Origin of the sequence: Pseudogemmobacter blasticus (assembly GCF_003071405.1) — a bacterium.
GTDB classification, from domain to species: Bacteria; Pseudomonadota; Alphaproteobacteria; order Rhodobacterales; family Rhodobacteraceae; genus Pseudogemmobacter; species Pseudogemmobacter blasticus.
The window spans coordinates 2548019-2568754 of the sequence record NZ_CP020470.1; the positions used below are offsets into that span (position 1 = coordinate 2548019).

The 20736-nt window shown below is 67.7% G+C and carries 21 protein-coding genes and 1 tRNA gene; 15 read left to right on the top strand and 7 right to left on the bottom strand.

All coding sequences use genetic code 11. The features are described from left to right. The first annotated feature begins 4 nt into the window (after positions 1-4). On the top strand, positions 5-1510 hold the full coding sequence (locus B6K69_RS12385) for a M81 family metallopeptidase (RefSeq protein WP_108643998.1): 1506 nt from the start codon (positions 5-7) through the stop codon (positions 1508-1510). A 649-nt stretch (positions 1511-2159) separates the two neighbouring features. Here the strand turns inward: B6K69_RS12385 and B6K69_RS12390 are convergent. The 4 genes from B6K69_RS12390 to B6K69_RS12405 form a co-directional block, all read right to left on the bottom strand. After that, positions 2160-2236: transfer RNA gene (locus B6K69_RS12390), tRNA-Pro, on the bottom strand. Positions 2237-2353: 117 nt separating this feature from the next. Continuing rightward, positions 2354-3088: a metallophosphoesterase family protein gene (locus B6K69_RS12395; RefSeq protein WP_108643999.1), complete on the bottom strand. Its 735-nt coding sequence runs from the start codon at positions 3086-3088 to the stop codon at positions 2354-2356. Between the two features lie 104 nt (positions 3089-3192). Beyond that, positions 3193-4791, bottom strand: a complete 1599-nt coding sequence (gene serA / locus B6K69_RS12400) for a phosphoglycerate dehydrogenase (RefSeq protein ID WP_107672602.1) — start codon at positions 4789-4791, stop codon at positions 3193-3195. Positions 4792-4852: 61 nt separating this feature from the next. Beyond that, positions 4853-6010 carry a phosphoserine transaminase gene (locus tag B6K69_RS12405; RefSeq protein WP_108644000.1) on the bottom strand — a complete coding sequence of 386 codons (1158 nt, stop codon included), beginning with the start codon at positions 6008-6010 and terminating at the stop codon, positions 4853-4855. Positions 6011-6165: 155 nt separating this feature from the next. Between B6K69_RS12405 and serB the strand changes: the two genes are divergently transcribed. From serB to B6K69_RS12450, 9 genes are all read left to right on the top strand, one after another. Beyond that, a complete protein-coding gene (serB, locus tag B6K69_RS12410) occupies positions 6166-7041 on the top strand; it encodes a phosphoserine phosphatase SerB (protein ID WP_108644001.1) in 876 nt (291 codons plus the stop codon). Continuing rightward, entirely contained in the window at positions 7038-7517 is a 480-nt protein-coding gene (locus B6K69_RS12415; RefSeq protein ID WP_108644002.1) for a GNAT family N-acetyltransferase, read from the top strand. The genes serB and B6K69_RS12415 overlap by 4 nt, the downstream gene beginning before the upstream one ends. A 7-nt stretch (positions 7518-7524) precedes the next feature. After that, positions 7525-8286: a TSUP family transporter gene (locus B6K69_RS12420; RefSeq protein ID WP_108644003.1), complete on the top strand. Its 762-nt coding sequence runs from the start codon at positions 7525-7527 to the stop codon at positions 8284-8286. A gap of 126 nt (positions 8287-8412) precedes the next feature. Continuing rightward, positions 8413-9117, top strand: coding sequence for an SDR family oxidoreductase (locus B6K69_RS12425; RefSeq protein WP_108644004.1), 705 nt, complete (start codon positions 8413-8415; stop codon positions 9115-9117). 266 nt (positions 9118-9383) lie between these two features. After that, complete coding sequence (locus tag B6K69_RS12430; RefSeq protein WP_108644005.1) at positions 9384-10160, top strand: DUF4198 domain-containing protein; 777 nt, start codon at positions 9384-9386, stop codon at positions 10158-10160. A gap of 1 nt (position 10161) precedes the next feature. Further along, a complete protein-coding gene (cbiM, locus tag B6K69_RS12435) occupies positions 10162-10785 on the top strand; it encodes a cobalt transporter CbiM (protein ID WP_108644006.1) in 624 nt (207 codons plus the stop codon). Positions 10786-10787: 2 nt separating this feature from the next. Continuing rightward, the gene (locus B6K69_RS12440) at positions 10788-11333 is read left to right on the top strand and encodes a cobalamin biosynthesis protein CbiL (protein ID WP_206340517.1); all 546 of its coding nucleotides are present in this window, start codon (positions 10788-10790) and stop codon (positions 11331-11333) included. Further along, on the top strand, positions 11330-12040 hold the full coding sequence (cbiQ, locus tag B6K69_RS12445) for a cobalt ECF transporter T component CbiQ (RefSeq protein WP_108644008.1): 711 nt from the start codon (positions 11330-11332) through the stop codon (positions 12038-12040). The genes B6K69_RS12440 and cbiQ overlap by 4 nt, the downstream gene beginning before the upstream one ends. After that, entirely contained in the window at positions 12037-12738 is a 702-nt protein-coding gene (locus B6K69_RS12450) for an energy-coupling factor ABC transporter ATP-binding protein (RefSeq protein ID WP_108644009.1), read from the top strand. Before cbiQ ends, B6K69_RS12450 begins: the two co-directional genes overlap by 4 nt. Here the strand turns inward: B6K69_RS12450 and zapE are convergent. Next, the gene (gene zapE, locus B6K69_RS12455) at positions 12726-13820 is read right to left on the bottom strand and encodes a cell division protein ZapE (protein WP_108644010.1); all 1095 of its coding nucleotides are present in this window, start codon (positions 13818-13820) and stop codon (positions 12726-12728) included. The two genes, B6K69_RS12450 and zapE, sit on opposite strands and share 13 nt — an antisense overlap. Before the next feature lie 22 nt (positions 13821-13842). Further along, on the bottom strand, positions 13843-14496 hold the full coding sequence (locus B6K69_RS12460; RefSeq protein WP_108644011.1) for a VOC family protein: 654 nt from the start codon (positions 14494-14496) through the stop codon (positions 13843-13845). A gap of 128 nt (positions 14497-14624) precedes the next feature. Here B6K69_RS12460 and B6K69_RS12465 point away from each other — a divergent pair, with 128 nt between their 5' ends. Beyond that, complete coding sequence (locus B6K69_RS12465) at positions 14625-16559, top strand: methyl-accepting chemotaxis protein (RefSeq protein ID WP_108644012.1); 1935 nt, start codon at positions 14625-14627, stop codon at positions 16557-16559. A 262-nt stretch (positions 16560-16821) separates the two neighbouring features. Here the strand turns inward: B6K69_RS12465 and B6K69_RS12470 are convergent, their stop codons facing one another. Next, on the bottom strand, positions 16822-17241 hold the full coding sequence (locus tag B6K69_RS12470; RefSeq protein WP_108644013.1) for an acyl-CoA thioesterase: 420 nt from the start codon (positions 17239-17241) through the stop codon (positions 16822-16824). A 442-nt stretch (positions 17242-17683) separates the two neighbouring features. On the opposite strand from B6K69_RS12470, the gene B6K69_RS12475 reads away from it, so the two are divergent. From B6K69_RS12475 to B6K69_RS12490, 4 genes are all read left to right on the top strand, one after another. Beyond that, complete coding sequence (locus B6K69_RS12475) at positions 17684-18808, top strand: aminotransferase class V-fold PLP-dependent enzyme (protein ID WP_108644014.1); 1125 nt, start codon at positions 17684-17686, stop codon at positions 18806-18808. Between the two features lie 130 nt (positions 18809-18938). Continuing rightward, positions 18939-19451, top strand: a complete 513-nt coding sequence (locus B6K69_RS12480) for a flavin reductase family protein (protein WP_108644919.1) — start codon at positions 18939-18941, stop codon at positions 19449-19451. A gap of 98 nt (positions 19452-19549) precedes the next feature. Then, entirely contained in the window at positions 19550-19867 is a 318-nt protein-coding gene (locus B6K69_RS18655; RefSeq protein ID WP_418260550.1) for an NnrS family protein, read from the top strand. Further along, the gene (locus tag B6K69_RS12490) at positions 19756-20688 is read left to right on the top strand and encodes an NnrS family protein (protein ID WP_418260552.1); all 933 of its coding nucleotides are present in this window, start codon (positions 19756-19758) and stop codon (positions 20686-20688) included. Before B6K69_RS18655 ends, B6K69_RS12490 begins: the two co-directional genes overlap by 112 nt. Positions 20689-20736 lie beyond the last annotated feature (48 nt).

A 20736-nucleotide genomic window follows, 5' to 3' on the forward strand; every position in this document is an offset into this window, starting at 1 on the left:
CCCCATGCCCTTCCACGTTCTGACCGGTGCGTTCGTCCATGAAAGCAACACCTTCAAGAAGGGTGAAACGACACTGCAGGATTTCCGCGATGACGTGCTTGACCTTGGTCAGACCGCCATCGACCGTCTTGGAAATGTGAATGACGAGCTGGCCGGGTTTCTGGACGCCGGCCGCGCGGCGGGCTGGAAGGTGACGCATACGGTTTCGGCCCATGCCACCCCCGGCGCGCGCGTTTCACGCGAAGCCTTCGATCACATCGCCGGCCTCATCTGCGATGCCGCCGCCGAACACCGCGCCACGCTGGACGGCATCCTTCTGTCGCTGCACGGCTCAATGGTGCCCGCCTTCTGTGAGGATGGCGAGGGCGAGCTGCTGCGCCGCCTGCGCGCCATCGTGGGGCCGGACCTGCCGATCGCGGCGACGCTGGACCTGCACGCGATGGTGACGCCGGCGATGGTGGAACAGGCGCAGATCCTTGTCAGCTACAAGACCTATCCGCATATCGACATGCGCAAGATCGGGCGGCAGGCCGGCCAATTGCTGGACGCCACGCTGCGCGGTGCCGTCACGCCGCGCACCCTGCGCGTACGGATTCCTATGCTGGACGAGGCCAATGCCGGCCGCACCGATGTGCCCGATACCGCCGCCCTTTACACCGATGCCGCCGCACATGAGACTGAGCCGGGTATTCTGGCGGTCTCGGTCAACGCCGGGTTTTCCGAGGCCGACATTCCCGACATGGGCCCGACCGTGCTGGTGACCTTCGACCGGGGCCATGAAGACCGGGCGCAAGAGATTGCCAATGGTCTGGCCCGCCGCATCTGGAACGGGCGCGGCAAGGTGGGCAACACCTTCCTGACCCCCGGTCAGGCCGCGCAGGAAGCGCGCGATTTCACCCCCGGCAACGGCCCGCTGGTGATTGCCGACTATGCCGACAACCCCGGGGCAGGGGCCTATGGCGATGCCACCGCGCTGTTGCAGGCCCTGCTGGCCGCCGGGGCGGCCCCCGGTGCCTTTGCCCCCATGATTGACCCCGAGGCGGCGGCCATCCTGCACCGCCACAAGGTTGGCGATACGGTCACCCTGGACCTTGGCGGCAAATGCGACCCGTCCTTCGGCGGCGGCCCGCTGCACCTGACCGGAGAGGTCGTGCACCTGTCCGACGGCACCTATACCGGCGACGGCCCCATCCTTGGCGGGATCACCCACAGTTTCGGCCCGACCGCCGTCTTCCGGGTGCAGGGCATTGACGTGCTGGTGGTCAGCCTGCCCGGCCAGATGCTGGACCTGCAACAGGTCCGCGCCTTCGGGATCGAACCCGATGCGCTACGGTTCCTTGTGGTGAAGTCGATGCAGCACTTCCGCGCCGCCTACGAACCCATCGCAGGCCGTGTCATCGTCTGCGATTCCGGCGCGCTGGCCACCCCGCAGGCCCACCTGCGCCCCTACACCCGCGTGCAACGGCCGGTCTGGCCGCTGGATGCGGATACCACCTTTCAGACCGCCTGAAGATGCGGCTGTGCCGGCCATGGCACAACGCACGCCTTCGCCATGAAAGCGGTCTTCTGCCCTTGCGCGCAGCGTTCCGGCCCCTTCCTGGGCCGGAACCGGCATGGCTTGCAAGATTTCCTGAGCAGCCAGCCGTTCGGCCCTGCATCAAACACAGGCGGCGACGATCCCCGAACTCTCCGGATAGCCGCCGCAAGTCAGGTCGCCTTCGGTAACGCTGCCCCAGCCTTGGCAGCGCGTGACAGACGATCAGAATCGAAAGCCCGCCCGCAGCGCCTGCCGCATGTCGGTGCTACAGGATCTGCGCGAGATCGTTTTCAGTCATAATATGATCACGGCTCGCATCCGCGACCAATGCCGGCCGGAACAGCGGCTGTGGTGAAGAAGACTCTGGCCGCCAAGCAGCCGGGGCGCCTCCCCGATAAGGTATAACGTCCCGTTGCACGGTCTGCCCAACGGACGCAGCAGCAGGGATGCCTTCTTCCGGGCCTCGGTGCTGTTGGCCACTTGAGGGGAGGGTTTCCGAGGGGCTTTTACAACTGTTTCACCCGAAGGCCCGCAGCGCTTGAATCCTAGTTAAACCATCGGCCCAAGCGCTGTGCGGCGCCCCGAGGGGGTGTTTCTGAGTAAGGGCTATGTTGCGGGAAATTGGTCGGAGCGAGAGGATTCGAACCTCCGACCCCCTGCTCCCGAAGCAGGTGCGCTACCAGGCTGCGCTACGCTCCGACCGTGGCGGGGGATTAGCCGCCGCGCGGGGGTTTGGCAAGGGGGTGCGGGCGATTCCTTGTGACAGAGTTGCTGCGGCGAAAAGGCGGGGCCTGCGGGCAGGGTTGCGCAGGCCTGTCAGAGCCCTGGCACCAGCGGCACCCGGCCGGCCTCGGTCAGCAGGAACACCTCGCGCCCCTCGATCGCGATGGCGGTCAGGGGGCCGCCGTAGCCGGCCGAGCTGTCGATGTTGACGCGGTTGCCGTAATGCGTGGGCGCGTCCAGCGCGGTGTGGCCATGCACGATCAGCGGGCCGTGGTCGCGCGTATCCTCAAGAAAGGGCTGCCGTATCCAGAGCAGGTCATCCTCGGCCTGCGCGTCCAGCGCCACGCCGGGGCGGATGCCGGCATGGACGAACAGCACGTCACCGATCCGGTGCGTCAGCGGCAGCGCCTGAAGGAAGGCGCGGTGCGATGCGGGCACCGCCACAAGGCCATCGGCATGAACCGGGGCAACGGGCCGGTCGGCGGCGGCGCGGACGCCGTAAGAGGCCAGCGTTTCCGCCCCGCCCAGGCGGGGATGCAGCCAGGACAGGTCTGACCGAAGGCGGTGATCCTGCGCCTGCGGATCGTCCAGGAACATGGTGAACAGGCGGTCGTGGTTGCCCTTCAGCACCACCCAGTCCTGCCCCGCGGCCTGCCCTTCCAGCAGCAGGTCGATCACGCCGCGGCTGTCGGGGCCGCGATCCACCAGATCGCCGACATGCACCACCGGGGCGGGGCCGTGGCGGGCGATGTCGGCGGCAATCCGGTCATGCGCGGCCTTGAGAAGGGCCAATTGGCCGTGAATATCGCCGATGGCATAGGCACGCATGGCATCCGTTCCCCAAAAGAAAACCCGGGGAGGCGCAACCGCGCGGTCCCCGGGCCCCGGATATTGGAAGACGGGAAAGGGGGAAAGGCCCTTTCCCGTGTCTGTCATGCGCCTTCAAAGGCCAGCGGCTTGACCTGCTGGAACATGCCGGTCGATTCCAGCGTTTCCACGACCTTGGGGTCGATCGCCTGATCCAGATACAGAAGCGCAATGGCATCCTGCCCCACGCCCGACCGGCCCAGGGTGAAGTTGGCGATGTTCACGCCGTTCTTGCCCATGGTCATGCCGAGAAGGCCGATGATCCCCGGCACGTCGTCGTTGGTGGTGTACAGCATGTGGGCGCCCACTTCGGCGTCGATGTTGATGCCCTTGATCTGGATGAAGCGCGGCTTGCCGTCGCTGAAGCAGGTGCCGGCCACGCTGCGCTCGCGCTTGTCGGTGACCATGGTCACCTTGATATAGGCGTCGAAGGCGCCGGTCTTGTCCTGCCGGGTGGTCGAGATCTGGATGCCCTTGTCCTTGGCCACGATGGGGGCGGAGACAAGGTTCACATCCGGGTTGTGGGCCTTGAGCACGCCGGCAATGACCGATTGGTTCAGCGCGGCGACGTTCATCTCGGCGACGCGGCCGTCATAGAGGATGTTGATGGCGCGGATCGGCTCATCCGTCATCTGGCCGATGAAGGCGCCCAGATGGCCGGCCAGCTTGATCCACGGCCCCATGATCGCGGCCTGTTCGGCGGTGACATTGGGCATGTTCAGCGCGTTCTGCACTGCGCCTGTCAGCAGGTAATCCGACATCTGCTCGGCCACCTGCAGCGCCACGTTTTCCTGCGCTTCCGTGGTCGAGGCGCCAAGGTGCGGCGTGACCACCACATTCGGATGCCCGAACAGCACGTTCTCGGTCGCCGGTTCCACCTCGAACACGTCCAGCGCCGCGCCGGCCACATGGCCGGCATCCAGCGCGTCCTTCAGCGCGGCTTCGTCGATCAGCCCGCCACGGGCGCAGTTGATGATGCGCACGCCCTTTTTCGTCTTGGCCAGGTTTTCGCGCGACAGGATGTTGCGGGTCTTGTCGGTCAGCGGCACATGCAGGGTGATGAAATCGGCGCGCGCCAGCAGGTCGTCCAGTTCCACCTTGGTGACGCCCAGCGACTTGGCCCGCTCTTCCGACAGGAAGGGGTCATAGGCGATGACCTTCATCTTCAGCCCGACCGCCCGGTCGCAGACGATGCCGCCAATATTGCCGGCCCCGATCACGCCCAGGGTCTTGTTGAACAGCTCAACCCCCATGAACTTGGACTTTTCCCATTTGCCGGCATGGGTGCTGGCATTGGCTTCGGGCAGTTGCCGCGCCACGGCGAACATCATCGCGATTGCATGTTCGGCCGTCGTGACCGAGTTGCCGAAGGGCGTGTTCATCACGATCACGCCCTTTTTCGACGCGGCCGGAATGTCCACGTTGTCAACGCCGATCCCGGCGCGGCCCACCACCTTGAGGCGGTCGGCGCTGGCCAGCAACTTTTCGGTCACCTTGGTGGCCGAGCGGATGGCAAGGCCGTCATACTGGCCAATGATTTCGGCCAGCTTTTCCTTGTCCTTGCCCAGCTTGGGCATGTAATCGACCTCGACCCCACGGTCGCGGAAGATCTGGACGGCGGTTTCACTCAGTTCGTCGGAAACAAGAACGCGAGGACGGGCCATGGCGGGCTCCTATCAGAATGGGGATGGGGAAAGGGGGCGGGGCAATCCCCGCCGCACCCGATCAGGCAGCCGCGGCAAGCGCGGCGATTTCGGCGTCGAACGCCCATTTGATCCAGGGCAGCAGCGCAGCCACGTCGGCAGCTTCCACCGTGGACCCGCACCAGATGCGCAGGCCGGGAGGCGCGTCGCGATAGGCGCCAAGGTCAAAGCCCGCGCCGGCCTTTTCAATCCGCTTGGCCACGGCCTTGGCGAAAGCCTCGCCATCGGTGATGCGGGGGTCGGTGAACTTGACGCAGACGCTGGTGGTCGAGGCGATCTCGGGCGTTTCGGCCAGATTGGCGATCCAGGGGTTCGCAGCGCAGAAGTCCCACACCAGTTGCGCATTGGCCTGCGCCCGGGCGATCAGGCCCTTCAGCCCGCCAACCGACTTGGCCCATTTCAGCGCGACAAGGTAATCTTCGTTCGCCAGCATCGACGGCGTGTTGATCGTCTCGCCTGCGAAGATGCCTTCGGACACCTTGCCCTTGGCCGTCAGCCGGAAGATCTTCGGCAGCGGCCAGGCGGGGGTGTAGGTTTCCAGCCGTTCCACCGCGCGGGGCGACAGGATCAGCATCCCGTGCGCGCCTTCGCCGCCCAGAACCTTCTGCCAGGAGAAGGTGGTCACATCCAGCTTGTCCCAGGGCAGGTCCATCGCGAAGGCGGCAGAGGTGGCGTCGCAGATGGTCAGCCCGGCGCGGGTGGCGGGGATCGCGTCGCCGTTCGGCACACGGCAGCCGCTGGTGGTACCGTTCCAGGTGAAGACCACGTCCTTGTCGAAATCGACGGTCGCCAGATCGACGATCTGGCCATAGGGCGCCTTGCGGACGGTGGCGTCCAGCTTCAACTGCTTGACCACATCGGTCACCCAGCCTTCACCGAAGGATTCCCAGGCCAGCATTTCAACGGGGCGGGCGCCCAGCAGGCTCCACAGCGCCATTTCGACGGCGCCGGTGTCCGAGGCGGGAACGATGCCGATGCGGTAATCTGCCGGCACGCCCAGAATTTCACGGGTCAGGTCGATAGCCTCTTTCAGCTTGGCCTTGCCCACCGCAGCGCGGTGCGACCGCCCCAGGGGCGCGTCAGCCAGCATGTCAAGGGAATAACCGGGGATCTTGGCGCAGGGGCCAGAAGAGAAGCGCGGATTGGCCGGGCGCTTGGCCGGCGGAGTCAGGTCTGTCATGGTAGCCTTCCAGCTAAAGGCCCCTCGTTGGGGAGGGGTGTCCCGCTGCGGGGCATACGGCGCGGCGCGGGCTGGCACAAGCGGGAAAATCGCGCTAAAGCGCCGCATCGTCGCAAGAATGCGACCTTCCTGTCCACTATCGGAAACACGCCCCCATGTTCACCGCCACGCTGCTGACCAACCCCGAAACCCCGGTGCTGGACCGCGTTACCGTGGAATCGCTGCGCAATGCCTGGGGTGGCGGCGATGCGCGCTGGCTGGACCCCGGCATTGCCGCCGAATTCCCGCTTGAGACGGTTCCCGAAACCCTGTGGTCCGCCTGGCAGGACTTGCAGGCGCTGCGGGTTGATCTGGTGGTGCAGCCCACGGCGGGGCGGAAGAAGCGGCTGCTGATCGCCGACATGGACAGCACCATGATCCAGCAGGAATGTATTGACGAGCTGGCCGATGAAGCGGGCGTCGGGGCCTATGTGGCGGAGATCACCGCGCGGGCCATGAATGGCGAGCTGGATTTCGAGGCCGCGCTGCGCGAACGGGTGGGGCTTCTGAAAGGCCTGCCGGAAGAGGTGATCGCCCGTGTTCTGCGCGACCGCATCACCCTGATGCCCGGCGGCCCCGTGCTGCTGGCCACCATGCGCGCGGCCGGGGCGCATACAGCGCTGGTCTCCGGCGGGTTCACCGCCTTTACCGGCGCCATTGCCGCGAAACTGGGCTTCCACGAAAACCACGCCAATGTGCTGCTGGCCGAAGACGGCGCCCTGACCGGGCAGGTGGCCGAGCCGATCCTGGGCAAGGAAGCCAAACTTCAGGCGCTGGAGGAAATCACCGCCCGGCTGGGCCTGTCGCCGCAGGATGCGCTGGCCGTGGGCGACGGCGCCAATGATCTGCCCATGCTGTTGCGCGCCGGCACCGGCGTTGCGCTTCATGCCAAGCCGCGGGTGCAGGCGGAGTGCGATGTCCGGGTGAACCACGGCGATCTGACGGCGCTGCTTTACCTTCAAGGGATTTCCCGCGAAGACTTCGCGGCATGATCATCCGCCCCGCCACCCCCGCCGACGCCCCCGCCATGGCCGATCTGCTGAACCGGATCATCGCCATTGGCGGCACCACCGCCCACCAGCATCCGAAACCGGCCGAGAGGGTTCTGGTCGATTACATCGACGGCCCCGGCACGCTGACCTGCATGGTGGCCGAACTTGACGGGCGCGTGGTCGGCTTTCAGTCCGTCGGTCGCAACCCGCAGCTTTCAGCACAGACCGGCGACATCGGCACCTTTGTCGAGCCGGGATTGCAGGCCAAAGGCACCGGGGCGCAGCTTTTCGCGGCCACCCTGGCTGCGGCGCGGGCCGCAGGGCTGCGCGAGCTGAACGCCACCATCCGCGCCGACAATGTGCCGGGGCTGGCCTATTACGGCCGCATCGGCTTTGTCGATTATGCCCATGATCCCGACTGGGCGCTGGACGATGGCCGCGTTGTCGGCCGGGTGTCGCGCCGGTGCGTGCTGTAGGCCACCGATGTTCGAGGTTGCCACCGACATCGCGGCGCTGCTGATTCTGGCCGCCTTTCTGGCCGGCTTCGTTGATTCCATCGCCGGGGGCGGCGGGCTGATCACCGTGCCCGCGCTGCTGCTGGCGGGGGCAAACCCGGTGCAGGCGCTGGCCACCAACAAGTTGCAGGGCACCTTCGGTTCTGCCACCGCCGCCGTGACCTATGCCCGTGCGGGGCATGTTCGGCTGGGGTCGCAACTGCCGATGGCCGCGATTGCCTGCGTGGCCGGGGCGGCGGGGGCGCTGGTCGCGCATCTGATCCCGGCCGACGTGCTGCGCCTGATCATGCCGGTGGTGCTGATCGGCGTCGCGGGCTTCTTCGCCTTTCGCAGGGGCCTGTCGGATGACGACCGCGTGCAGCGGATGCGGCCTGCGGTCTTTGCCCTGACGGCGGTGCCGCTGATCGCGGCCTATGACGGGTTCTTCGGGCCGGGAACCGGCAGTTTCTTCATGATGGGTTTCGTGCTGCTGGCCGGCTACGGCGTGCTCAAGGCCACGGCGCATACCAAGCTGTTGAACTTCGCCTCGAACCTTGGGTCGCTTCTGGTCTTCATCCCTTCGGGGGCAACATGGTGGGCGGTGGGAATGGCCATGGCGGTGGCGCAGGTGGCGGGCGCGGCAATTGGCGCGCGGGCAGCGATGCGGATCGGGTCGCGGCTGATCCGGCCGCTGCTGGTGGTCACCTCGACTGCGATGGCGCTGCGGCTGATCTGGCAGGCTTTGGGGTGACGATCCCGCCATGCGGCTGCGCCCCTGCGGTTTCAATCCCTCGCAAGGCCGGTTTTGCCGGGGCTTAACCTTTTGTCCCGGCGGGTGCAGTCTGGCCGAAACGAATGGCAGCAGCGGAGAAGCAGGATGTCTGACGGCAAGGTGGTTCTGGTCACGGCGGGCGGGTCGGGCATGGGGGCGGCCTGCGCCCGGCATCTGGCGGAAACCGGCTGGCGGGTGGGCATCCTGTCCTCGTCCGGCAAGGGCGAGGCGCTGGCGGATGAACTGGGCGGCGTCGGTGTCACCGGGTCAAACCAGAACGAGGCCGATCTGCAACGCGCCGTCGATGCGGTGATGGCCCGCTGGGGCCGGATTGACGGTCTGGTCAACTCGGCCGGCCATGGGCCTCGCGCACCCATCCTGCAAATCAGCGATGCCGACTGGCACCGGGGGCTTGAGGTCTATTTCCTGAACGTCGTCCGCGCCGCGCGTCTGGTGACCCCGATCCTTGAGGCGCAGGGCGGCGGGGCCATCGTCAACATCTCCACCGCCTGGGCCTTCGAGCCTTCGGCGATGTTCCCGACCAGCGCGGTGGCGCGGGCCGGGCTGGCGGCTTTCACCAAGGTCTTCGCCGACAGCTATGCCGCGAAGAACATCCGCATGAACAACGTGCTGCCCGGCTGGATCGACAGCCTGCCCGCCACCGAAGACCGCCGGCAGAGCGTGCCGATGGAACGCTACGGCACCGCCGAGGAGATTGCCGCGACCGTGGCCTTCCTGCTGTCGGAGGGGGCGGGCTACATCACCGGGCAGAACCTGCGGGTCGATGGCGGGCTGACCCGCAGCGTGTGAGGGCGCGCCGGCCTGTGCTGAAAAAATGGGCACCTCCGGGTGGGGCGCGATCTGCCACCTGCGGGCGCGGCCTAGGCGGGTTTGTCAACGATTTCAGGCAGCAAGGCCGGAACGGGGCCGGGTGGCAAGTGTTTTCCAGGGGGGTGGTAAGAAGGTTACCACGTTGTTTTTAAGGGGAAAAATCTGCCGTCTTTGGTGATGCGGTCTTGCTGAAAACAGGTGGTATGATCTACCGTCCTGAAAATCATACCTGACCGGGACTCAAGATGCCTTGCCTTCCGACCCGCCCCTTTGTCCTTGCCGCGATGCTGCTGGTCGCCGCCGCCGGACCGTCAGTCGCGCATTTTCAGGAGATCATTCCCACGGCCGATGTGCTGCCCGAAGGGGGAAAGGTCGCGCTGGATCTGGTCTTCACCCATCCGTTCGAAGGCGGGCCGGTGATGGAAATGGCGCGGCCGGTGGAAGTGGGGGTGCTGACCGCAGGCGCCAGAACGGTGCTGACCGACCGTCTGGTCGAGGCCCCGCGTGACGGGGGGATGAGCTGGACGCTGGAGCATGAGCTGGCCGAACCCGGCGCGTCGGTCTTTTACGTCACGCCGCAGCCCTATTGGGAACCGGCTGAGGGCAAGTTCATCGTGCATTACGCCAAGGTCATCGTGGACAGTTTCGCCAGCGGTGAGGGCTGGGATGCGATGGTGGGCCTGCCGGTCGAGATCAGGCCGCTGACCCGGCCAACCGGGCTTTGGACCGGCAATGTCTTTGCCGGCGTGGTGACGAAGGCTGGTCAGCCGGTGCCCTTTGCCGAGGTCGAGGTCGAGTTCATCAACGACGGTGGCATCAAGCCGCCGAACGATGCCTATATCACCCAGGTGATCACGGCGGATGCCAACGGCACCTTCACCTATGCGATGCCGGTTTCGGGCTGGTGGGGCTTTGCCGCGCTGATGGAAGGCGACAGCCCGATGACCGCGCCCGACGGGACCACGGTGCCGGTCGAGGAAGGGGCGCTGATCTGGGTTCACACCAATCCGGCGGTTCGCTGACATGGCGCATATTCCCGATGGCATCCTGTCGCTGCCGGTGCTGATCGGCGGCGGTGCGCTGGCGGCAGTGGGCGTGGGTCTGGGCCTGCGCGCCATCGACGACCGGGCGATCCCGCGCGTGGCGCTGCTGGCGGCGGTGTTCTTCGCCGCCTCGCTGGTTTCGATCCCGGTCGGGCCGTCCAGCGTGCATCTGCTGCTGTCGGGGCTGATGGGCCTTTTGCTGGGGATGGGGGTATTCCCGGCGGTTCTGGTGGCGCTGGCCCTGCAGGCGGTCCTGTTCGGCTTTGGCGGGCTGACAACGCTGGGGGTGAACACGGTGAACATCGCGCTGCCCGGTGCGATGGCGGGGCTGGTGCTGGGGCCGGTGATCCGGCGGCAGGTGCGGCCGGTGGTGGCCGGGGCGCTGGCGGGCATCGGCTCGGCGCTGGCGGTGCTGGCCACGGGCGGGGCGGTGGCGCTGTCCTTGTGGCTGTCGTCATCCGATTATGTGCCGGTCGCGCGGGTGCTGCTGGCAACCTATCTGCCGCTGGCCCTGGCCGAGGCGGCGGTGGCCGCGGTGGTGGTGGGCTTTCTGGCCCGGGTCGAGCCGGGGGCGCTGCGGCCTGTGGCGGCTGCAGGGGCATGATCTTGCGGCGGTTCCTGATCCTGCTTTGCGCGCTGCTGCTGGCAGGGCCTGCGGCTGCGCACAGCCTGCGGGTGTTTGCCCGGGTCGAGGGGGGGCAGGTCAGCGGCTATGGCTTTTTCATCGGCGGTGGCCGTCCGCAGGGCGTGGACTGGCTGGCGCAGATGGGGGCCGAGACGATTGCCAAGGGGCAGACCGATGCCAAGGGCGGCTTTGGCTTTGCCGCCCCCGCCACGGTGACCGCCGATGTCGTGGTGACGGTGAACACGGGTGAGGGGCACATTGCCAGCACCACGCTGAAGCCCGAACGCTTTGGCGGCGCGGCGATGCCGGAGACGGCCGTGACCGAACCGGCGATGGTGCCGGACGGGACCGGGGCCGCGTTGACCCGCGCCGATGTCGAAGCGGCGGTTGCGGCGCAGGTGGCCCCGCTGATGGAGCGGATCGAGCAGATGGATGCGCGGATCCGGCTGACCGACGTGTTGTCAGGTCTGTTCCTGATCCTGGGGCTGGCGGGCATGGCGCTTTGGGCGCGTGGCCGGCGCGGATGATGCTGCCGGGCGATCTGCGGCTGCGGATGCTGGCCGGGTTCGGCGCGCTGGTGCTGATCGCGCCGCTGTCGCGGCAGGGACCGGCGGCGGCGGCTTTGGCGGCCGTTCTGGCGCTGTTCGCCGTGCAGCGCCAGCCGCTGCCGTGGCGGCGGCTGTGGCACCTTGAGGCGTTCCTTGTGCTGCTGCTGGTCACGCTGCCCTTCACCCTACCGGGAACGCCGCTGCTGCGGATCGGGCCGCTGGTGGCCAGCCATGAGGGGCTGGAACGCGCCGGGGTGGTGGCGGCCAAGGTTGCGGCTTCGGTCCTGCTGGTGACGCTGGTCTTTGCCGCGACCGAGCCCGAGCGGGTGGGGACCGCGCTGCGGGCGCTGCGCCTGCCCGAGCCGCTGGTGCGCATCTTTCTGGGTGTCGTGCGCTATCTGGCCCTGATCCGGGCCGAGATGCAGCGCCTGCAGGATGCGATGCGGATGCGGTCGTTCCGTCCCGGATCGAACCGCCACACCTGGCGCAGCTATGGCCATCTTCTGGGCATGATGCTGCTGCGGGCCATGCAACGGGCCGACCGGGTGGAAGAAGCGATGCGTATGCGCGGCTATGCCGGGCGGTTTCTGGCGGAAACACCGGCGCGGCCGGCGGGGCGGGACTGGCTGGCCGGCCTGCTGCTGCTGGTAGGCGCGGCGGCGTTGCTGGCATGGGACATGGCATGACCGCACCTGTGGTGATCGAGGAGGTGCAGGTGCTGCGCGACGGGCGCGCGGTGCTGGATGGCGCCACCTTGCGGCTGGGGCCGGGTGAGCGGCTGGCCATCGTCGGGCCGAACGGCGCGGGAAAGACCACGCTTCTGCGCGTGCTGGCGGGGCTGGAGCGGCCCGCGCGTGGCCGGGTGGCGCTGTTCGGAACCGATTGCAGGACCGAGGCCGATTTCCGCAAGGCCCGGCGCAGGATCGGCTTTCTGTTTCAGGACAGCGATGACCAGTTGTTCTGCCCCAGCGTGATCGAGGATGTGGCCTTTGGCCCCCTGAACCTTGGCGCCCGGCCCGACGAGGCGCGAGCCACCGCACAGGCGGCGCTGGACCGTCTGGACCTGGGCCATCTGGCGGACCGCTTCACCCACCGGCTTTCCGGTGGGGAAAAGCGGCTGGTCTGTCTGGCCGGGCTGCTGGCGATGCAGCCCGAGGTTCTGTTGCTGGATGAACCGACCAACGGGGTGGACCTGGCCAACGGGCAGCGCCTGCGCGAGGCGCTGCTGGTTTTTGCCGGGGCGATGATCCTGGTGTCACATGATGACGGTTTCGTGGCCGACATCGCGACGCGGGCCATGGTTCTGGGCCAGGGGCGGCTGCGTGCGGCGCAGGTACACAGCCACCCGCATACCCACAGCCACCGGCATATTCACGAAAGCTGAGCCGTCGCCCCCCAGTCGGCGCCCTGCATTTCGCGCAACCGGCTGGCGGTGCGTTCGAATTCGAACGCGCCTTCGCCTTCGGTATACAGCCGTTCGGGCACATCGGCGGCAGAGCAGATCAGCAGCACCTTCGCCTCATACAGCGCGTCGATCAGGGTGACGAACCGCTTGGCTTCGTTGTAGTTCGAGCTGCCCAGATGCGGGATGTCTTCCAGGATCAGCACCCGGCACGCCCCGGCAACGGCCAGATAGTCGGCCGGGCCCAGGGGGCGGCCGCACAATTCCCAGAACCCTGCGCGACCAACGCCCGAGGCAAAGTGCGGCACCACGGTTTCCCGCCCGTTCACCGGCAAGACAAGCGGTTCGCCCTTGGCGCACCCGGTCAGATCCTGCCAGATTTCCCTGATCTTGCCTTGCGAGGCGCCCGCGGGGTGGAAATAGACCTGCGCCCCGGCCAGCCGGTGCTGGCGGTAATCGGTAGGGCTTTCCAGTTCGACGATATGCAGGCGGTCGCGCAGCATGGCGATGAAGGGCAGGAACAGCGCCCGGTTCAGACCGTTGTGATAGAGGCCCTCGGGCGGGCGGTTCGAGGTGGTGACGATCACCACGCCGGCGGCCAGCAGCTTTTCGAACAGGCGGCCGACGATCATCGCATCGGTGATGTCGGTGATCTGCATCTCGTCAAAGGCCAGAAGGCGGGCATCGCGGATCACCGCTTCGGCCACCGGCTCCAGCGGGTCTTCGATGCCGGTCTTGCGCGCCGCGTGCATACCGCGATGGATTTCCTGCATGAAGGCGTGAAAATGCACCCGGCGTTTCTGGCCGATGTCGGTGGCCTGAAAGAACAGGTCCATCAGCATCGACTTGCCGCGCCCGACGCCGCCCCAGAGATACAGCCCCTTGGGCGGGGTAACCGGCTTGGCGAACAACCCGGCGAACAGGCCGACCTTGCGGGTCGGGTTCGCCTCAAGCCAGGTGCGCAGGTCTTCCAGCAACGGCAGAACGGCATACTGGCCCGGATCGGGGCGCAGGCTGCCCTCGGCGATGCGGGTTTCGTAGATCTCGGTCAGGGTTGTTCGCATACCTTCGTATACCGTTCTTGCCTCAGGCTGGAAAGCCGGCCTCGACAGGGGCCACGGTCAGGCCGCCGGGGCCGGTTCGCGCCGCGGCACCAGCGATCAGCAACCGCCGCCACAACCCATGCGGTGTGGGAGCGGGCGCCACGGGCGGCTGGTACAGTTCCAACATACTGCGGCCAAGGGTCAGGAAACGCACCTCGGTCACCCCCTCGGGACGTTGCAGCCGGACCGAGGCCGCCGGCCGCGCCCCAAGCTCGGTGAAGAAGTCCAGCGTTGCGGCAAGATCGGCGCAGGGCAGGCCGATATGGTCATGCCCCGGCCCGACCGGGGTGGCCGGGCGCTCGATCAGTTCGATCCGCGCACCTTCGGGGCCTTGCAGGAACAGGTAGCGCACACCACCCCAGAATTCGGCAATGGTCTGCGGGCCGTCGGGCGTGATGGCGAGGTCGACCTGCGCGCCCCGGGCAAGCGCGTCGCGGGCGGCGGCGTCAAGATCGGGGACAGCCAGCGCCAGATGGTCGATGGCGCCATGACCTTCGGTGGTGCCACGCGACAGCACGATCTGCTGGTCATGAAAGACCAGCCGCCCCTGACCGGCCTCGGCAAAGCCGAAGGTGCCGCACAGCAGGCGCCGCCCGGCCTCGGGGTCACGCAATTGAAGCTCGGGGATCACGGTCATGGGCGGCACCAAGGTTCAGGGCTGGTGCGCAGGAAACCACGCCCGGACGGCGGCGAAAAGGCGATAACCGAATCTGCACCTTTTGCCGTGAACCTGCCGGTGAACCGCCTGCCATTCCGGGGAAGAAGATGAACCGCCTGCGCTCTCTGGGTCTCGTGTCGCGCCTGACCGGCCTTTCCGTCCTGTTCTTCCTGATTGTCGGGGGGGTCGGCTTTGTCATCGCCGACCACAGTCTGCGGGAATTCGAACAAAGATCTTTGTCCGACACGATGCAAACCGCGGCACGGGTTTCGGCGGAACTGGTGCAGGATGTCTATCCCGACCTGACCTATTCGGTGGATGCGCAGGGACAGGTGGTGAATGTCATCTGGCCGGCCATTCCCGAACATCCCGATGACCGGATCGTTGATCAGTTGCACGCGATCACCGGCACGGAACTGACGATCCTGCGATGGGACGCGGCGCGCAATGATTTCATCCGCGCCTCGACCAGCCTGCGCGATGCCGACGGGCAGCGGATGGATGGCACGCAACTGGGGGCCGATCATCCGGCGCGGGCGGCCCTGCTGCGGGGTGAGCCCTATCTGGGGGATGCTGAAATCCTTGGCCAGCCCCATTTGCTGAACCTGCGGCCGGTCAAGGCGCCGGATGGGCGTGTGATCGGCAGCCTGGGCAACTTTGTCCCGCAATCGGCGCTTGCCGATGTTCTGGGGGCTACCCAGCGTGAGATCGTGATCGGCGTGGCGGTTGTCTCGGTCCTGGGGGCGCTGGTGCTGTTTCTGGTGAACCGGGCCTTGCTGCGGCCGCTGTCGGGCCTGTCCGCCGTGATGGGCCGGATCTCCGCCGGTGACACCACGGTCGAGGTGCCCGCGCTGAACCGGCGCGATGAGATCGGAACCTTCGCCCGTGGCTTCGAGGCCTGGCGCGAGGCGACGGCGGAAGCGGCGGCACTGTCCCGGCTGGCGCGCGAGGCCGAGGCCGAACAGGCGCGGGTGGTGGGCGATCTGTCGCTGGGCCTGTCGCGGCTGGCCGGTCTTGACCTGACCGCCAGCATCGCCAGCCCGCCCGAAGCGCCGTTCCCGGCCCGGTACGAAGAGGTGCGCCGCAACTTCAACGCCGTGGTCGACACCCTGTCCGAAACCCTGCTGATGGTGCAGCAGATCGCCCGGTCGATCGACGCCGGCGCGACCGAGTTCAACGGTATCGCACAAGACATGTCGAACCGGACCGAGACGCAGGCCGCCACGCTGGAGGAAACGGCGGCGGCACTGGACGAACTGACCGCCTCGGTCCAGTCGACGGCGCAGAACGCGGCCGAGGTGGACAGCGCCATGGCCGAGAACGGCCGCCAGGCCGAAGAGGGCGGGCAGGTTGTTCGGCGGGCGATTTCGGCAATGGAGCAGATCGAACAATCCTCGCGCCAGATCACCCGCATCACCGATGTGATCGACGACATCGCCTTCCAGACCAACCTTCTGGCGCTGAACGCCGGGGTTGAGGCCGCCCGTGCGGGCGAGGCCGGCAAGGGCTTTGCCGTGGTGGCCAGCGAGGTGCGGTCGCTGGCGCAGCGCGCCTCGGACTCGGCCAAAGAGATCAAGCGGCTGATCAGCCAGTCGACCGAGCAGGTCGAGGCCGGCAGCACGCTGGTGAACGCCACCGGCTCGGCCCTTGGCGTGATGATCGAGCGGATACGTTCTGTCACCACCATGATCGCGGACATCGCCAATTCCGCGCGCGAACAGTCGCTGGGACTGTCCGAGATCAACACCGGCGTGAAGCAGCTTGACGAGGTGACACAGCGCAACGCGGCGGTGGTCGTGCAATCGACCACCTCCAGCGAAGTGCTGCATCAGGACGCCGCCCGCCTGACGGAAAGCCTGTCGCGGTTCCGCCTGCCCGAGGTGCCTGCGACGAGGATGCCGCGCCCTGCCATGGCTGCAGTTCCCTATGCCGTGAACCTGACCTCTGCCGCGTCGCCCCCACCCGCCCGACCCGAGGAGTTCCGGCCGGTTCCGTTGCCGCGGACCGGGACCGATGCGGGGGGCGGTTGGGAGGATTTCTGATCCCGTGGCCCACAGCGCCCGCGCGGTTGGCCACGCTCCGCAGCGCCTTGCAAGGCCTGTCCCGATGGCTTTGACCGGCGTTCTGTCTGGTTGAATGTATGGTTTTCGCCGACGATGCCCCGGCATCAGGGGGACAGTGCCTTGACGCGTAGCGGCAGAGCGGTTGGCAGGGCAACATTGACCGGGCTGTTGCGGGACTGTCTGGCGTTCTGGAAGCAGGCATCGGCCATCGCTGCCCGGCAGACGGCCACTGCGAGAGGGATCAGCCGGCGCCCGCGAAGGCGGCAATCCTGTCACGCACCGCTGGCGGCCAGGGTTGCGGGCGCAGGTCGCCATCCGGGCCGCCGCCGACAAAGACCAGCGTCAGGTCGACGGTGACGCGCAGCAGGCCGCCGCAATGCGCCTCGTTCCGCAGTCCGATTGAACTGGTGCCCAGCCGCGTGACGGACAGGCGCCAGTCGATCACCTCTCCCAGCCGCGTCGGGGCGTGATAGCTGACCTCGGCCCGCACGGTGGGGGTGCCTTGATGCGCCGCCATCATCTCGGCATAGGAATAGCCCGCCACCTCGCGGAAGAAGTTTTCGCAGACCGAGTTCGTCATCTCGAGATAGCGCGGATAGAAGACGATCCCGGCCGGGTCGCAGTGGTTGAACTCGATACGGATGTCGCGGTGATAGATCATAAGGCGGCCCTTGCAGCGCGGCACCCCTTTGCCGCCGCGATCAGATGGGCAGGTGCGGGGGATATGGTCAAGGCCAGACGGCGGGTGAACCAGACGGCGGGGCGGTCCTGAGGGGCATGGGCGCGGCGGCGCATCTGGCAATCGCAGGGCAGGTCGGGCATCAGCCGCCGGTTGCGCTGTTTTGCGCCAGAGGTGGGCGGGCCAAATCGGCCCTGCCAAGGCGCGTCCGGCCACCGGATGGGAGGTGTTGGCCCATGCAGGAAACCGCTGCGGTCCAGACCGTGCGGTCAGGCCCGGGCGTGCGGCGATCCGGCGAAGGGGCGATATGCCTGCGCGACGGGCCTGTTGCTGGCCGGGCGCCGGTTTGCCGCGATGCGCGGGACGGAATGCCTTGCCCATGGCCGCACTGGCATGGCAGCAAGGCGCAAGCAGGGAGAAACCGATGGACGGCGCCTATTTCCTTTACCACTCGATCGGCATGTATCCGGGCAAGGGCGCCGATCTGGCGGCCGCCCTGTCGGATTTCGCCGCTGTCTGGGGGCGGGCCGATGATGCGCAATGGGGCTGGGTTCTGCCGCGCCGGCAGCGGTTCATTGACCGCTGGCGGGCGATCCTGAACGCCGCGCCGGGCAGCGTGACGACATGCGAGAACGTCACCTCGGGCTTTCATGCGCTGCTGGCGGCGCTGCCCGAAGGCCATCTGCGCGGGCGCAGCGTGCTGGTGGGGGCGGACTGCTTTCCGTCAAACCATTTCCTGCTGCAATCGCTGGCGCCGCGGCTGGGGTTCACGCTGAAGACGGTGCCCTTCCGGCAGGGGGCGGCTCATGTCGAGGATGAGGATTTCATCGATGCCTGGACGCCGGACGTTGGCCTGGCGCTGCTGACATGGGTGTCCTCGACCACCTCGGCGCGGATTGATCTGGAGGTGCTGGTGGCGCGGGGGCGGCGGATGGGGTCGCTGGTGGGTGTCGACATCACGCAGGGCGCGGGGCTCTTGCCGTTTGATGTGGCCGCGCCCGAGGTGGATTTCGCGCTGTCCACCAGCCTGAAATGGATGTGCGGCACGCCGGGGGCAGGCGTGCTGTATCTGGCGCCGCGGCTGATTGGCCAGTGCCGGCCCGAGGTGGCGGGCTGGTTCAGCCAGGACAACCCGTTCAACTGGGACATCACCCGCTTCGAATTCGCGCCCGACATCCGCCGCTTTGACAATGGCACACCGGGCTGCGTGGCGGCGCTGGCCTCTCTGCCGGCGCTGGACTGGCACGCGGGCCAGGATCATGCGGGGATACTGGCCCATAACCGGCGCCTGACGGCGGGCCTGTTCGACATGGCCGACGGTCTGGGGCTGCCGGTGCTGACCCCGCGCCCCGAGGGGCGGCGCGGCGGGTCGGTGATGCTGCGCCTGCCCGACAGCGCCCCCGCGCCGCAGGTTCTGGCCGCGCTGCGCGAGGCCGGGGTCACGGCGGATGCACGCGGCCAGACGCTGCGCCTGTCGCCCGGCATCCTGACCACCGTGGAAGGGCTGGACCTGCTGGCGCATCACCTGGGCCGGCTGCTGCGCGGCTGACGCGGGCCTCGCAACCGCGGCCCAATCCCGCTGCGACACGTCTGTCGTGGAAACCGGGCAGAACATGCCCTATCTGCAACCGGAAGGCCTTGCCGCCGGCGCAGGGTTCAGGATTGCCGAAGGAGCCGCCATGCCCATCCCTGTTCCCGCCGCTGCCGAGGTGACCCCGCAGGATTTCCGTCTGGGGATGCGGGGGCTGGTGGGCAACTGCAGCATCATCACCGTGGGCGAGGGCGAGCGGGCTTCGGGCCTGGTGGTGACGTCGGCGATCTCGCTTTCGGTGGAACCGCCTCTGCTGCTGGTCTGCGTGAACCGCAGCGCGTCGCCCCATCCGGTGCTGGTCGAAAGCGGATGCTTCGGCCTTTCGTCGCTGGGGGCGGCGCATCAGGCGGTGGCCGAGCGGTTCTCGGGTGCGGCGGGGGTGCGCGGGCCGGCCCGCTATGACGGGGCCGAGTGGGAAACCGCCGTTACCGGCGCGCGGCTTCTGAAGGGCGCCCCGGCCGCCTTCGACTGCAGTCTGGAAGAGATCATCGACCGGGCGACCCATTCCATCGTGATCGGCCGGGTGCGCGCGCTGCGCACCACCGCAGGGGCGGGGGCGCTGGTCTACTGGAACGGCGCCTATCGCGCCATAGACGGCTGATCGTGGGGCTTTGGCGACCGATGGGCTGGCTGAAGCGGCTGTTCTCGGAAGGGTTCCGCGTCTTCTTTCTGGCGGGCTGTCTGTTCGCGCTGGCAGTCATGCTGGTGTGGCTGGGCTGGCTGGCCACACAGGCGCGTGGCGGCGTGCTTGATCTGCCCACGGCCTGGCCAGCGAACCTGTGGCACGGGCATGAGATGATCATCGGTTATGCCGGGGCCACCCTGGGCGGGTTTCTTCTGACATCGGCCTCGGGGGGGCGGGGCCTTCGGGCCTGCCGCATCGCTTTGTCGCGCTGGTGTTCGGGCTGTGGCTGCTGGGGCGGGTGGCCGTGTGGAACGCGGCCTTTCTGCCGGCCCCGGTTGTGGCACTGGCCGACCTGTCCTATCTGCCGGTGCTGGGAAGCCGGATCGCGCTGAACCTGATGGCGCGGCCCAAGCTGCAACAGGCGTTGCTTCTGGCGATCGTGGCGCTGGTCTGGACCTCGAACCTCAGCTTCCATCTTGACGGGCTGGGTCTGCTGACCGATGGCGCCAGCCGGGGTGTGCGCGGCGCGCTGCTGGCCCATTCCGCGATGCTGCTGATCATCGGCGGGCGGTTGGTGCCGGGGTTCACCCGCAATGCCATGATGCAGGCCGGGCGCGAGGACGGGCATCCGCAGAGCCCCGCCGCCCTGGCGGTGCTGTCCATCGCGCCGGGGTTGGCGCTGGTGCCGGCGGTTCTGGCGGGGGCGCCGGCCGGAGCGATTGCCGCGCTGGCACTGATGGCGGGCGGTGCGGCGCTGCTGCGGCTGCTGTTCTGGCGCGGCTGGTGGGCGTGGTCGCGGCCGATCCTCTGGACGCTGCACATGGCGTTCCTGCTGAACGGTCTGGGGCTGGTGGCCTTTGGTCTGGCGGCGCTTGGGATCGGCGACGAACTGGCCGCGCTGCACCTGATTGGCATCGGCGGCATCGGCGGGATCACGATTTCCATCCTGACGCGGCTGACCCTGGGCCTGACCGGCCGGCCGCTGGTGGCGCCCTGGCCGGTGGCGGTGGCCTATGCGCTGATCCCGCTGGCGGCGGTGATCCGCTTCGCCGCCTCGACCTGGCCCGAAATCTATTATCCGGCCAGTCTGACGGCGGGGGCGTTGTGGCTGCTGGCCTTCGGTCTGGTGCTGGCCGCGCTATGGCCAGTCTTTCTTGGCCCGCGCCTGCCCCGTGCGCCGGTGCTGCGGCGGCCGGGCCTGCCGCGGGGTTGATCTTGGCCCGCGCCCGGCGCTACCTGCCACAAGGACAAGGAGAGAGCG